General features: G+C 65.4%; 11 protein-coding genes. 4 read left to right on the forward strand and 7 right to left on the reverse strand.

What is annotated here, in order from left to right:
• Window positions 1-36: 36 nt before the first annotated feature.
• From ACNJYB_RS11865 to cnbZ, 4 genes are read left to right on the forward strand one after another with little or no spacing between them, the layout of a single operon-like run.
• Window positions 37-2,637, forward strand: coding sequence for an ATP-binding protein (locus ACNJYB_RS11865; protein ID WP_439374126.1), 2,601 nt, complete (start codon window positions 37-39; stop codon window positions 2,635-2,637).
• Window positions 2,634-3,023: a response regulator gene (locus ACNJYB_RS11870; RefSeq protein ID WP_439374127.1), complete on the forward strand. Its 390-nt coding sequence runs from the start codon at window positions 2,634-2,636 to the stop codon at window positions 3,021-3,023. The genes ACNJYB_RS11865 and ACNJYB_RS11870 overlap by 4 nt, the downstream gene beginning before the upstream one ends.
• Entirely contained in the window at window positions 3,020-4,270 is a 1,251-nt protein-coding gene (locus ACNJYB_RS11875) for an adenylate/guanylate cyclase domain-containing protein (RefSeq protein WP_439374128.1), read from the forward strand. The genes ACNJYB_RS11870 and ACNJYB_RS11875 overlap by 4 nt, the downstream gene beginning before the upstream one ends.
• Window positions 4,271-4,280: 10 nt before the next feature.
• A complete protein-coding gene (cnbZ, locus tag ACNJYB_RS11880) occupies window positions 4,281-5,027 on the forward strand; it encodes a 2-amino-5-chloromuconate deaminase CnbZ (protein WP_439374129.1) in 747 nt (248 codons plus the stop codon).
• 65 nt (window positions 5,028-5,092) lie between these two features.
• Here the strand turns inward: cnbZ and ACNJYB_RS11885 are convergent, their stop codons facing one another.
• From ACNJYB_RS11885 to ACNJYB_RS11915, 7 genes are read right to left on the reverse strand one after another with little or no spacing between them, the layout of a single operon-like run.
• Complete coding sequence (locus ACNJYB_RS11885) at window positions 5,093-5,980, reverse strand: ABC transporter permease (RefSeq protein WP_439374130.1); 888 nt, start codon at window positions 5,978-5,980, stop codon at window positions 5,093-5,095.
• A gap of 3 nt (window positions 5,981-5,983) precedes the next feature.
• Window positions 5,984-6,925 carry an ABC transporter permease gene (locus ACNJYB_RS11890; RefSeq protein WP_439374131.1) on the reverse strand — a complete coding sequence of 314 codons (942 nt, stop codon included), beginning with the start codon at window positions 6,923-6,925 and terminating at the stop codon, window positions 5,984-5,986.
• 10 nt (window positions 6,926-6,935) lie between these two features.
• A complete protein-coding gene (locus tag ACNJYB_RS11895) occupies window positions 6,936-8,447 on the reverse strand; it encodes an ABC transporter substrate-binding protein (protein ID WP_439374132.1) in 1,512 nt (503 codons plus the stop codon).
• Between the two features lie 22 nt (window positions 8,448-8,469).
• Window positions 8,470-9,576: an ABC transporter ATP-binding protein gene (locus ACNJYB_RS11900; protein WP_439374133.1), complete on the reverse strand. Its 1,107-nt coding sequence runs from the start codon at window positions 9,574-9,576 to the stop codon at window positions 8,470-8,472.
• Window positions 9,576-10,565, reverse strand: coding sequence for an ABC transporter ATP-binding protein (locus ACNJYB_RS11905; protein WP_439374134.1), 990 nt, complete (start codon window positions 10,563-10,565; stop codon window positions 9,576-9,578). The genes ACNJYB_RS11900 and ACNJYB_RS11905 overlap by 1 nt, the downstream gene beginning before the upstream one ends.
• Window positions 10,562-11,272 (reverse strand): DUF1028 domain-containing protein, encoded by a 711-nt coding sequence (locus tag ACNJYB_RS11910; RefSeq protein WP_439374135.1) that lies wholly within the window; start codon window positions 11,270-11,272, stop codon window positions 10,562-10,564. Before ACNJYB_RS11910 ends, ACNJYB_RS11905 begins: the two co-directional genes overlap by 4 nt.
• A gap of 9 nt (window positions 11,273-11,281) precedes the next feature.
• Window positions 11,282-13,087: a gamma-glutamyltransferase family protein gene (locus ACNJYB_RS11915; protein WP_439374136.1), complete on the reverse strand. Its 1,806-nt coding sequence runs from the start codon at window positions 13,085-13,087 to the stop codon at window positions 11,282-11,284.
• Between the last annotated feature and the right edge of the window lie 33 nt (window positions 13,088-13,120).

Below are 13,120 nucleotides of genomic sequence, written 5' to 3' on the forward strand. Positions count from 1 at the left end.
AGACAAGGTCGGGTCTTCTTGCTAGATTCCGCGGAAATGACCCTCTCCCTCCATCCCGACACCCCGCAAGCCACGAGGTCGCCGAGCACGGCCACGGATCGCGTCGTGCCGGGTGAGGGAGCGGGGCGGGGGATCAGGACCCGGCTGTTTGCCAAATACGTCGCACTGTTCGTGGCGGTCGTCGCGGTCGCGCTGCTCGCCAACGGGCTGTTCGAGGTCTTCTTTTACTATCGCGAGCACAAGGCCTCGCTGATCCGGGTTCAGCATGAGCAGGCCGAGGCGGCCTCGGCCAAGATCGGCCAGTTCGTCAAGGAGATCGAGAACCAGCTCGGCTGGACGACGCAATTGCCCTGGTCGGCGGGCTCGATCGAGCAGCGCCGGTTCGACGCGCTGCGGCTCTTGCGCCAGGTGCCGGCGATCACCGAGCTCGCCCAGGTCGATGCGACCGGCAGGGAGCGGCTGCGCGTGTCGCGGCTCGCGATGGACGCGATCGACAGCGGGGTCGACTTGTCCGATGACCCCAAGTTCACCCAGGCCGTCGCGCACAAGGTGTTCTACGGGCCGGTCTACTTTCGCAGGGACTCCGAGCCCTACATGACGCTGGCGCAGGCGGGGTCGCGCAAGGACGCTGGCGTCAGCATCGCGGAAGTCAACCTGAAGCTGATCTGGGACGTCGTGTCCCAGATCAAGGTGGGCCAGCACGGGCACGCTTACGTCGTCGGCCCGGAGGGGCGGCTGATTGCGCATCCGGATATCAGCCTCGTTCTGCGCAACACCGACATGTCGAACCTTGCGCAGGTGCGCGCCGCGCTGGCCGGGGGCGGGGGGACTGCTGACGCGCTCTCCGAGGCGCGCAACATCCAGGGCCAGAAGGTGCTGACCGCATGGGCCCCGATCGAGCCGATGCACTGGACCATGTTCGTCGAGCTGCCGGTCGAGGAGGCCTATGCGGCGCTCTATGCCGCGCTGGAACGGCTCGCATTCGTGCTGCTCGCGGCCTCGGTCTTCGCGGTGCTGGCCGGGATCTTCCTGGCGCGTCGCATGGTCGGGCCGATCCAGGCGCTGCGCAGCGGTGCCGAGCGGATCGGCGGGGGCGATTTCGCCCAGCGCATCTCGATCAAGACCGGGGATGAGCTGGAGGGGCTGGCGGACCAATTCAACCACATGGGCGAGCGCTTGCAGCAATCCTATGCCGACCTGGAGAACAAGGTCGAGCAGCGGACCGCCGAATTGAGCGAGTTGCTGCAGCAGCAGACAGCGACCTCTGAGGTGTTGGAGACCATCAGTTCGTCCGCGGGCGAACTCCAGCCGGTCTTCAACAAGATGTTGGCCAATGCAACGCGGGTCTGCGGTGCGAGCTTTGGCGTCATGGATCTCTGGGACGGGGAACGATACAATCTCGTATCGGACTACAATCTGCCCCCAGAATTTGCGGCCAGGCGACGGCATGTCGGAATGCTTGCTCCACATCCCGAGAGCGGCCTTGCTGAAGTTGTCAGAACACATCGGGTCGCCCATGTTCTCGACGTCCGTGAAGCCCCTGCCTATCGTGCTGGAGCCGAGATGGCGGTCTTGATTGCTGACGTCGGCGGCGCCCGCACGACGCTTATGGTCCCGCTGTTGCGGGATAACGAGCTGGTCGGCGTGATAACTATCTTTCGTCGCGAGGTTCGTGCGTTCACAGACAAGCAAATCGCCCTGGTAGAGAATTTTGGCAACCAGGCGGTTATTGCCATTGAGAACGCGCGACTGCTCAAGCAGCTTCGCGAACGCACGAGCGAGCTTTCCCAATCTCTCGACAATTTGCGCGCCGCCCAGGATCGTCTGGTGCAGACCGAGAAGCTCGCCTCGCTCGGCCAGCTCACCGCCGGCATCGCGCACGAGATCAAGAACCCGCTCAACTTCGTCAATAACTTCTCCTCGGTCTCGACCGAGCTGATCGACGAGCTCAACGAAGTCCTGCAATCGGTCTCGCTCGACGACAAGACCAAGGAGGAGATCGACGAGCTGACTGCTATGCTCAAGAGCAATCTCGAGAAGGTGGTGCAGCACGGCAAGCGTGCCGACTCCATCGTCAGGAACATGCTGCTGCATTCGCGCCAGGGGTCTGGCGAACATCGCCCCGTCGACATCAATGCGGTCGTGGAGGAGAGCCTCAATCTCGCCTATCACGGTGCGCGCGCCGAAAGGCCCGCCTTCAACATCACACTCGAAAGCGCGTTCGACCCCGCCGCCGGCATGGTGGACATCTATCCGCAGGAGATCACGCGCGTCTTCCTCAACCTGATCTCGAACGGCTTCTACGCCGCTGCCAAGCGCAAGGCGAGCGCGGCGGAAGGTTTTGAGCCCACCCTGCGCGCTGCAACGCGGAACCTCGGTGACAAGGTCGAGATCCGGATCCGCGACAACGGCACCGGAATTCCGCCCGAGGTGCAGGAGAAGCTGTTCAACCCGTTCTTCACGACCAAGCCGGCCGGCGAAGGCACCGGGCTCGGCCTGTCCATGAGCCATGACATCGTCGTCAAGCAGCATGGCGGCACGATCGACGTGAAGACCGATCCCGGTGTATTCACCGAATTCATCATCACGCTGCCGCGGACGATGGCAGCTGGCGACACCCCCGGAGGCAAGACTTGAACGTTTACATTCTGGTCGTCGACGACGAGCCCGACGTCGAGCCGCTGTTCAGGCAGCACTTCCGGCGCGACCTGCGCGCCGGCCGTTTCCAGATGGAGTTTGCGCCCTCTGCAGCCGACGCGCTGAGGCGTGCCGCCGAGGTTCGGGATCCTTCGCTGATCCTGATCCTGTCAGACATCAACATGCCTGGCATGAGCGGGCTCGACATGCTGCCGAAGGTGCGCGCCGACTATCCGCATGTCCCCGTCATCATGATCACGGCCTATGGCGACGCCGAGACGCGCCGGAAAGCGATCGAGCGAGGCGCCCACGGGCTTTTGACCAAGCCGATCGACTTTGCGCTGCTGCGCCAGGAGATCGATACGAGGCTCGAGCAAGCCGCATGACTGCGACCATCCTCTTCGTCGACGACGAGCCGGACCTCGAGGCGCTGATCCTGCAGAAGTTCCGCAGGCAGATCCGCGATGGGCAGTTCGCCCTGATGTTCGCCCGCGACGGCCTCGAGGCGCTTGAGGCGCTGGAGCAGAACCCGCATGTCGACATGGTGGTCTCCGATATCAACATGCCACGGATGGACGGCTTGTCGCTGCTGGCGAAGCTCCAGCAGGTCGAGGAGAAGAAGTCGACCATCATCGTCTCGGCCTACGGCGACATGAGCAATATCCGCACAGCCATGAACCGTGGCGCGTTCGACTTCCTGACCAAGCCGATCGATTTCGCCGACCTGGAAACCACGATCCAGAAGACCATCCGCCATATCGATATGCTGCGCGAGGTGCGCCGCCGGCAGATGGAGGCGGAGCGGGCCCATGCCGCGCTGTCGCGCCATTTCTCGCCGGAGCTTGCCAAGCGTCTGGCGGCCAGCGGCGAGGGTGAGGGGATCGAGGTGCAGTGGCGCGACGTCGCGACCATCTTTACCGACATCACCGGCTTCACGTCACTGGTCGAGACGGCGCCGCCCGAGACGCTGGGCCAGCTCCTCAACGAATATGTCGGAGGCATGACCGAGGTCGTCTTCGCGCATGAGGGGACGGTCGCAAAAATCATCGGCGACGCACTCCAGGTGCTGTTCAACGCGCCCGGCGATCAACCCGATTATGCGACGCGTGCGATCGCCTGCGCTCATGATCTCGACGCCTGGGCGCAGGACTTTTGCGCACGGCAGAAGGCCAAGGGCGTAAGCTTCGGCGTCACCCGTATCGGCATTCACGCCGGGCCGGCATTGGTCGGAAACTTCGGCGGCAATCGTTTCTTCGACTACACCGCGTATGGCGATACCATCAACATCGCGGCGCGGCTGGAAGCCGCCAACAAACACCTGGGCACGCGCATCTGCGTCAGCGCCGGCGTCGCGAAGGCGGCCGAGAGTTTTCAAGGACGTCCCGTCGGCGAGCTGATGCTGCGCGGACGCAGCGAGCCGCTACGTGCGTTCGAACCACTGCTGCCCGGGCAATTCGAAGCGCCGCAGACGGCGCTCTACGCCGAGGCTTTCGCCAAGATGGAGGCCGGCGACGCCGCAGCCATGCCGGCCTTCGCCGCGCTGGTCGGCATGCATGCCGGCGATTCCCTGGCCGGATTTCACCTGAAGCGCCTTCTCAACGGCGCCAAGGGCATTCGCATGCAACTGGAATAGGAGTTCGTCAATGACGCGTGAATTCTCCGCCGGCAACTATCGTTTCATCCCCTCCGTGTTCCAGTATTCGGCCGGTGCTGCCGCGGATGAGGGCTACGAGATCGAGCGCGTTCGCTTCGACCGCCTGGTGCCGCTCGCCGAAGGATTTGCGCTGGCCGCAAAATTCATCGAGGCGGCGGGGCGCCCGCTGACGGCATTCTGTGCCTGCGAGCTGCGTTCGCCGGCCGCCTTCAGCGAGGAAGGCTTTCGTGCGTTCAACCTGCATTATGTGAAGACGCTGGCGGAATGGGGCATCTTCGACGGCACCACCAATCCGGTGGCCCGCAGCAATGTCTGTCCGGAGATCGATCCGCCGTCCGAGCCGTCGTTCTACGCGTTCTCCTTCACGCGGCCGGCGAATTCGAAAGCGCCGTCCTTCGTGATTGCCGGTGGCGCGGAGGCACGCGAGGGCAGCGGCACCTACGTCGAACGTACCGTGCGCTACCGGGACCTCAGTCCGGAAGGCCTTCGCGAGAAGGTGCGCTTCACGACGACCTCCCAGATGGAGAACCGGATGGCGGCGTTCGGTTTCGGCTGGAAGGACACCACCGGCGTGCAGGCCTACTCGGTGCACGACTTCCATCACGCGCTGGTCGACGAGCTCGTTCGGCGCGGCGCGCTGCGCTCGGGTCTCACCTGGCATTTTGCGCGCCCGCCGGTGATCGACCTCGAATATGAGATGGATTGCCGGCGCGTGATGCGGGAAGTTGTGATTTGATATCCATCGGCTTGTGATCCTTACCTCTCCCCGTCGGGGAGAGGTGGAGTGACCTCGACACAACCTCAGCGCTGCCGCGGGTCCAGGGCATCGCGCAGGCCGTCGCCGAGCAGGTTCAGTGACAGCACCACCAGGAAGATTGCCAGCCCGGGCCAGATCGCCATCCATGGCGCCTGGGTCAGGAAGCGTTGCGCCGCATTGAGCATGCTGCCCCAGGACGGTGACGGCGGCTGCTGGCCGAGCCCAAGGAACGACAGCGCGGCTTCCGCGATGATGGCTGCGGCGATCGACAGCGTCGCCTGGACCAGCAGCGCGGGCAGAATGTTCGGCAGGATGTGCGAGACCGCGATCCGCCAGGGCGGATTGCCGAGCGCGCGCGCCGCCTCGACATAGTCCTCGGCCTTGACGCTCAACACCTGACCGCGGGTAAGCCGGATAAAGACCGGCGTCGCCGTGATGCCGATTGCGATCATGGCATTGCCGAGGCTCGGACCGAGGAACGCCGCCAGCGCAAAGGCCAGGATCAGGAACGGACAGGCGAGCATCGCATCGGTGATCCGGCTGATCAGCGCATCGACGAATCCGCCGCGATAGCCTGCGAGAAGGCCAAGAGGCACGCCGATGCCAAGCGCGATCGCCACCGAAATCAGGCCTGCCAGCAGCGAGGCGCGCGCGCCATAGATGACGCGGCTCAGAATGTCGCGGCCGAGCTCGTCGGTGCCGAACCAGTGCGCGGCTGTAGGCGGCTTGCGCACCAGGCTCCAGCTTGTCGCGAGGGGATCGTAGGGCACCATCAGGGGCGAAAGCAGCGCGAGCAGGATGAAAACGACGAGGACCACGAGGCCCGCGACCGCCGCCTTGCGCTTGAACAGGCGACGCCGTGCCCGGCGCGCCGGACTGTCCAGCTCGCCGGCATCGGTGACGGGGGTGGCCGCGAGCACAGCGTCGGTCATGGCCTAGCTCCTCAGCCGCGGATTGACGAGGATATAGGCGACATCGGCGACCAGGTTGAGCGTGATGTAGACTGTGGCGGTCACCAGCACGACGCCCTGCACGACGGCGTAATCGCGGTTGAAGACGGCGTCCACGATCAGCTTGCCGAAGCCGGGAATGGAGAAGATCTGCTCGGTCAGCACCGCACCGGACAACAGCGTGCCGAGTTCGAGCGCGCCGAGCGTGATGATGGGCGTGAGCGCATTGCGCATCGCATGCTTGAGGATCACCGAGCGCTCGGAAAGGCCTTTCGCGCGCGCCGTGCGGACATAATCGCTCTCCAGAACCTGGAGCATGGCGCTGCGGGTATGCCGCATCAGGATCGCGGCGATCGCATTGCCGAGCACGAAAGCCGGCATGATGGTGGCGGCGAGACTCGCGCGCCAGTTCTCGGTCAGCGGCACATAGCCCGAGGCCGGCAGCCAGCCGAGCTCGATCGAGAACAGGAAGATCAGCATGATGCCGAGCCAGAAGTTCGGCGTCGAGATGCCCCACAGCGCGAAGAAATTGGCGCCGTAGTCCCAGGCCGTCCCCTTCTTTACGGCCGCGACGATGCCGGCAGGGATGCCGATCAGGAAGGCGATGATGATCGCCATGGCGCCGAGCTGCAGCGTCACCGGCAGCTTTTGCGCAATCAGCTGGCGCACCGGTACCTTGATGCGCAGCGACTCTCCGAAATCGCCGGACAGCACGCCTTTGGCCCAGTAGGCATATTGCATGGGCAGCGGCTGGTCGAGCCGGTATTGATGGCGGATCTGCTCGATGACTGCGGGATCACGCTCTTCGCCCGCCATCACCAGCGCCGGATCGCCCGGCAAGAGTTGCTGGAGCGAGAAGATCAGCACCGACACGAAGAACAGTGTCGGTACGATCTGCACGATGCGGCGGGCGAGGAAGTTCAACATCCTTTTGGCTTCACTTCAGCTTCAACCCGACGACGCGTACCAGCCCGTCAGGCACCTGCTTGTAGCCTTCGAGCTTGGAGGTGTGAGCGATCAGGATGCGGCGATGGTAGACATAGATGATCGGCTCATCCTCCATCACGAGCTTGGTGAGCTTCTCGTAGATCGCCTTGCGCTGCGCCAGCTCGGTCGCGAGCCGGGCGTCGTCGAGCGCCTTGTCGGCCTCCGCGTTGGTCCAGAAACTGTAATTCTGTGGCGCGTCAGTGTGCAGGAAGATGAAGGAGTTGCCGTCGGGATCGATACGGCCGCTCCATTGCAGGTGGAAGGCCTGATATTCGCCGGCCTCGGCCTGCTTCAGCGACGTCGCAAGCTCGGTCACCCTGATCTTCATGTCGAAGCCGGCTTCTGCGGCCATCGACTGGACGACCTGGGCGACGGCCTCGAACTCGGTGCCCCGGGGCACCATGTAGTCGACGCTGATCGGCGGTGTCACGCCGGCCTCCTTCAGCAGCGCCTTCGCCTTGGCGATGTCGCGCGCCCGGACCGGAAAGTTCTGCTGGTAGTAGGGATGGTCCGGGTTGACCCATTGATTGCCCGGCTTGAACTCGCCGTTGAAGGCGACCTGATTGATCGCTTCTCGGTCGATCGACAGATCCAGCGCCTGACGGACCTTCGCCGACTGGCTGAGCGGTCCCTTCGCCTTGTCCTTGCCGATGTTGAGTGTGATGCCCTGATAGCCGAGCTCGATGGCGGTCGCGAGCTTGAGGCGGGAATCGGAGCGCACGTCCTTGATGTCGGTGGCGAGCACACGCTCGATCAGGTCGAGGGCCCCGGATTTCAGATTGGCAAGCCGCACCGTCGCATCGACGATCGGCTGAAACACGATGCGGTCGATGAAGACGTTGTCCTTGTTCCAGTAATCGGCGAATTTCTCGAAAACCATGCGGTCCTGCTGCACGCGCTCGACGAATTTATAGGGGCCGGCGCAGACGGGGTGCAGGCCGAATTTGTCGCCGGCTGCTTTTGCGGCCTTGGGAGAGACCATCATCCCGGCGCGGTCTGAGAGTTGCGGGATCAGCGGCGAGAACGGAGCCTTCAGGACGAGCTTGATGGTCAGGGGATCAACGACATCGACGTGATCGAGCGATGCGAGTTCCGGTTTCCTGAACGATCCCGGAAAGGTGAGATGTCGCTCCAGGGAGAATTTCGCCGCTTCGGCATCGAGGGCTTCGCCATCATGAAACTTGACGCCCGGCCGCAGCTTGATCGTGACTTCCTTGCCATCCGCCGACGTCTCGTACGACAGCGCGAGCTGCGGCACGATGTTCAGCTTCTCGTCGATGTCGAACAGCTTGTCGCAGAACGATGCGAAGACGATGCGGCCGACATAGGTGCGTGCCATGGTCGGATCGAGGACATCGGGGTCTTCGGCAAGCCCGACGCGCAGCGTGGTCTGGGCCTGCGCGGCAGCCCCGAGCCACATCAGCAATGCGGTCGCCATGGCGGCCGGGCGAAACATTTTCATCGGACAATCCCCGTTGTATCGGCTAGGTCGTTGTTGGCCATGCATCTTGTATACCAACACCGGCCGGGTTCACGCCTTCCGTCTTTCGGCTGAAAGCCGCGACTAATTTTGCCAGGGCCGGCGAGAATCCGGCCGCTGCGGGCAGGATCGCGTCGGCCGCGGGCAGCTCGCTAACGCGATGGCAGGCGGCGGCGTGGCCCGTGCCGTCAGCCACCAGCGCCGGCGCTGAGGTGCGGCAGCGGTCGATCACGAAGGGGCAGCGGGTGTGGAAGCGGCAACCGGCCGGCGGATTGAGTGCGCTCGGGATCTCGCCCTGCAGCACGACCTTCGTCCGCCTGGCATGAGGCTGCGGCAGCGGGATGGCCGACAGCAACGCGCGGCTATAGGGGTGGCGGGGCTCGGCGAACAACTCGTCCGCGTCGGCCTCTTCGACGATGCACCCGAGATTCATCACCGCGACGCGGTCCGCGATGTGCTTGACTACGGCGAGGTCGTGCGACACGAAGATGTAGGCGAGGCCAAGCCGATCCTGCAGCTCGCGCAGCAGATTGAGGATCTGCGAGCGTATCGAGACGTCGAGCGCCGAGACGGGTTCGTCGCAGATGATGAGCTTCGGTTCGACCGCGAGCGCGCGGGCAATGGCGATGCGCTGGCGCTGGCCACCGGAGAACTCGTGCGGATAGCGCCGGGCGAGGCGCGGCTCCAGCCCGACCAGCCGCAGGATCTCCGCGACGCGCTCGGGTCGCCGCGCCGCCGGAACGAGATCGTGCAGCGCCAGCGGTTCGGTCAGGATCTGGCCGACCGTCATGCGCGGATTGAGCGAGGCGTAGGGATCCTGGAAAACGATCTGCGCCTCGCGGCGGAAGGCGCGCAAGCCGCTGGCATCGAGCGAGAGCAGGTCGCGGCCGTCGAAGCGCACCGTGCCGGCATCCGGCTCGATCAGCCGCAGCACCAGGCGGCTGACCGTGGACTTGCCGCAACCGGATTCGCCGACCAGCGCCAGCGTCTTGCCGGCCTCCAGCGAGAAGGACACGCCATCGACGGCTTTGACATGGGCCAGCGCCCGGCCGAACAGCGAGCGCTCGGCGACGAAATGCTTGACCAGGCCTTCGACGTCGAGCAGCGCCATCACGCCACCAGCAATTCGAGAGGCGCGCGGATGCAGCGCGAGAGGTGGCCGGCGCTGACTTCGATCAGCGGCGGCGGCGCGTTGGTGCAGGCGTCCAGCACGAAGGGGCAGCGCGCGGCGAAGCGGCAGCCGGCGGGCGGCTGCGCCATGTTCGGGACCATGCCTTCGATCGTTGCGAGCTGCTCGGCGCGGTGGTCGAGCCGCGGGATCGAGCCGAGCAGGCCCACGGTGTAGGGATGCTGCGGCGTGGCGAACAATTCGTCCACCGGCGCGCGCTCGACGATCTCGCCGGCATACATCACCGCGACCTCGTCGCAGACTTCGGCGACGACGCCGAGATCGTGGGTGATCAGGATGATCGCAGCCCCGCTCGCCGCCTTCAGCTCTCGCATCAGCTCCAGGATCTGCGCCTGCAGGGTGACGTCGAGGGCGGTGGTCGGCTCGTCCGCGATCAGGAGCCGCGGGTCGCAGGCGAGCGCCATCGCGATCATCACGCGCTGGCGCATGCCGCCGGAGAGCTTGTGCGGATATTCGTCGATGCGGCGCTCGGGCGAGGGGATGTGGACGCGGCGCAGGAGCTCGATCGCCCGCTCGCGCGCGCTCTTCCGCGAGCCGCCACGGTGACGCAAAATCGTCTCGGTGACCTGGTCGCCGATCGTAAAACTCGGGTTGAGCGACGTCATCGGCTCCTGGAAGATCATCGCCAGCCGGTTGCCGCGCAAATCGCGTAGCGTCTGGTCCGGGGTCTTCAGCAGGTCGAAGCCGTCGAAGCGGATCGCGCCAGTGATCTCCGCGCTCTGCTTTGGCAGCAGGCCCATGATCGCCAGCGACGTCACGCTCTTGCCGCAGCCGGATTCGCCGACGAGGCCGAGCGTCGCACCATTGGCAACGCTGAGATCGACGCTGTCGACGGCGTGGGTGACGCGGCCGTCGTCGCCGTGAAAGCGGATACGGAGATCGCTGATCTCGATGAGGGGGCTGGCGCTCATGATTGCCTTGCGCGCGCTGCTGCGATGCTGGCGTCAATGACGTTGCGATCGGTGTTGCCGGCCGGATTCTGCCGCGTCGGCATGGAGGGGCGGAAGTGCACCCACAGCTCCTGGCTGACGCGCTCGAGCCGTTCGAGCTCGCCGAGCGGATCGGCATGGTCGTCCGCGCGGATGTCGAGCGCCGGCCATTCCTCCTCACCGTGGATCAGCAGCGCGGCGGATTGCTTGCCGCGCTTGTCGCCGCCGGCGGCTTCGCCGGCGCGCATCGCCGCGAGCAGGCGACGCGGGAAGGGCAGGCTGTCATTGGCGATGTAGGTCTTGGCGGTCTCGTCGAGCACGTCGGCGCCGGCGAGCATGTTGCCGGCGATCGAGAAGCCGCTGCCGGCAATGTGGCCGCACCAGTCGACGCAGTCGCGCCCGGTGTGCGCCGCGATCTCGCCGCTGGCATCCATGATGTGGACCTGGCGGCTCTCGCGGCCGTCATCGGTCGCGAGCAGGGTGGCGAGCACGTCGTGGACATTCAAACCTTCGCGCAGCAGCCTGACGCCGTCGATGCCGTAATAGGGATTGACGAAGGCCTGCGTCGCGATCGCGCCGATGCCGGCGGCGATATAGGGCACCCGCGCGCCCACGGCGAAGAAGCGGGTCGCAACCGCAATGCCGAACTGGCCGGTAGCAGGATCGCGCGCGATGATCGACCAGGTCATGTGCTGCCTTCAGCGTCCCGCGGCGTAGCCCTGCATGCCGCGCGGATTGGCGGCGGCGCGGCGGCGTACCCCGACGCGCGAGGCCGCGGTGAGGCGTCCTTCCGACCAGTCGGGGCCGACCTCGACGATATGCCCGCGCTCGCGCAGGTTCTCGATCGTCGCCTTCGGCACGCGGTTCTCGACCACGAGGACGCCGGGCCGCGCGGTGCGCGGCCAGAACGAGATCGGGAAATGCTCGGAATGCCAGGCCGGCGCGTCGATCGCTTCCTGGAGATTGAGATTGCAATGGACGTGGCGCAGGAAGAACTGCGTGATCCACTGGTCCTGCTGGTCGCCGCCAGGCGAGCCCCAGGAGAGGTACGGCTCGCCGTCGCGCAGCGCCATGGTCGGCGACAGCGTCGTGCGCGGGCGCTTGCCCGGGGCGAGCGAGCCTGGCTGATTCTCCTCCAAATCGAACATTTGTGCGCGGCTGCCGAGGCAGAAGCCTAGCTCGGGAATGACAGGCGAGGATTGCAGCCAGCCCCCTGAAGGTGTCGAAGACACCATGTTGCCAGCCTTGTCGATGATGTCGAAATGCACGGTGTCGCCGCGCACCTCGCCGAAGCGCCCTACGGTTGGTTCACCGGCGCCGAACGCGCCAACGGCTTCGCGTTGGCCCTCGGCGCGGCGCAGCTTGACCACGCCGCCGAAGCCCTCGACCGCGCCGGGCCGGAGATCGAGCGAAGCCTTCTCGGTGACCAGCTTGCGGCGCTCATCGTTATAGGCGTCCGACAGCAGCGTCGCGATCGGGATCTCGCTAAATTTGGGATCACCGTAGAATTTTTCGCGGTCGGCGAAGGCGAGCTTGGCGCATTCGATCTGGAGATGGATGAACTCCGGCCCGGTCGGATCGAGCCCGTCGAGCGCAAAGCCCTTCAAGAGTGCGAGCTGCTGCAGCGTCACCGGCCCCTGGCTCCAGACGCCGGCCTTGCAGACGGTGTAGCGCCCGTAATCGTAGGTAAGAGGCGCCTCGACCGTCGGCAGCCAGCGTGCCATGTCATCGGCGGAGAGCACGCCGCGATGTGGCGAGCCGCTGACGTCCATCACCTCCTGGGTGCGGCAGAATTTGTCGATGGCTTCCGCGACGAAGCCTTGCGACCACGCCTTTCGCGCGCGCTCGATTTCGGCATCGCGGCCACCGCCGCCGCTTTCGGCTTCGCTCAGGATCCGCGTGTAGGTCGCAGCCAGCGTCGTGTTGGTGAAGAGCGTGCCGGGTTTCGGCACCTCGCCGTTGGGAAGATAGACCGCGGCCGAGGTCGGCCAGTGCTTGCGGAACAGCTGCTCGACGGTCTTGATCGTCGCGCAGGCGCGCTCGACCAGCGGATAGCCGGCGCGGGCGTAGGAGATCGCGGGCTCCAGCACGTCGCGCACGCGCATCGTGCCGTAGTCGCGCAGCAGCATCATCCAGGATTCGAACGTGCCGGGGACGCAGGCGGCGAGCAGGCCGGTGCCCGGCACCATGTCGAGCCCTTCGCACTTGTAATGCGCGATGGTGGCGCGTGCCGGCGCCGGGCCTTGGCCGCAGATCACCTCGGTGCGGCCGCGCTTGACGTCGTGCACGATGATCGGGACGTCGCCGCCGGGGCCGTTCAGATGCGGCTCGACCACCTGAAGCGTGAAGGCCGTCGCAACGCCGGCATCAAAGGCGTTGCCGCCCTTCTCCAATATGCCCATGCCGACCGCGGTCGCGATCCAGTGCGTGGTGGCGACGACGCCGAACGTGCCCTCGATCTCGGGCCTCGTCGTGAACGGATCGGGATTGATATTGCTGCCCATGGGACTTCACCACCTTAGTTCCGGCGCGCGCAA

This window comes from Bradyrhizobium sp. SMVTL-02, assembly GCF_051853005.1.
Classification (GTDB): domain Bacteria; phylum Pseudomonadota; class Alphaproteobacteria; order Rhizobiales; family Xanthobacteraceae; genus Bradyrhizobium.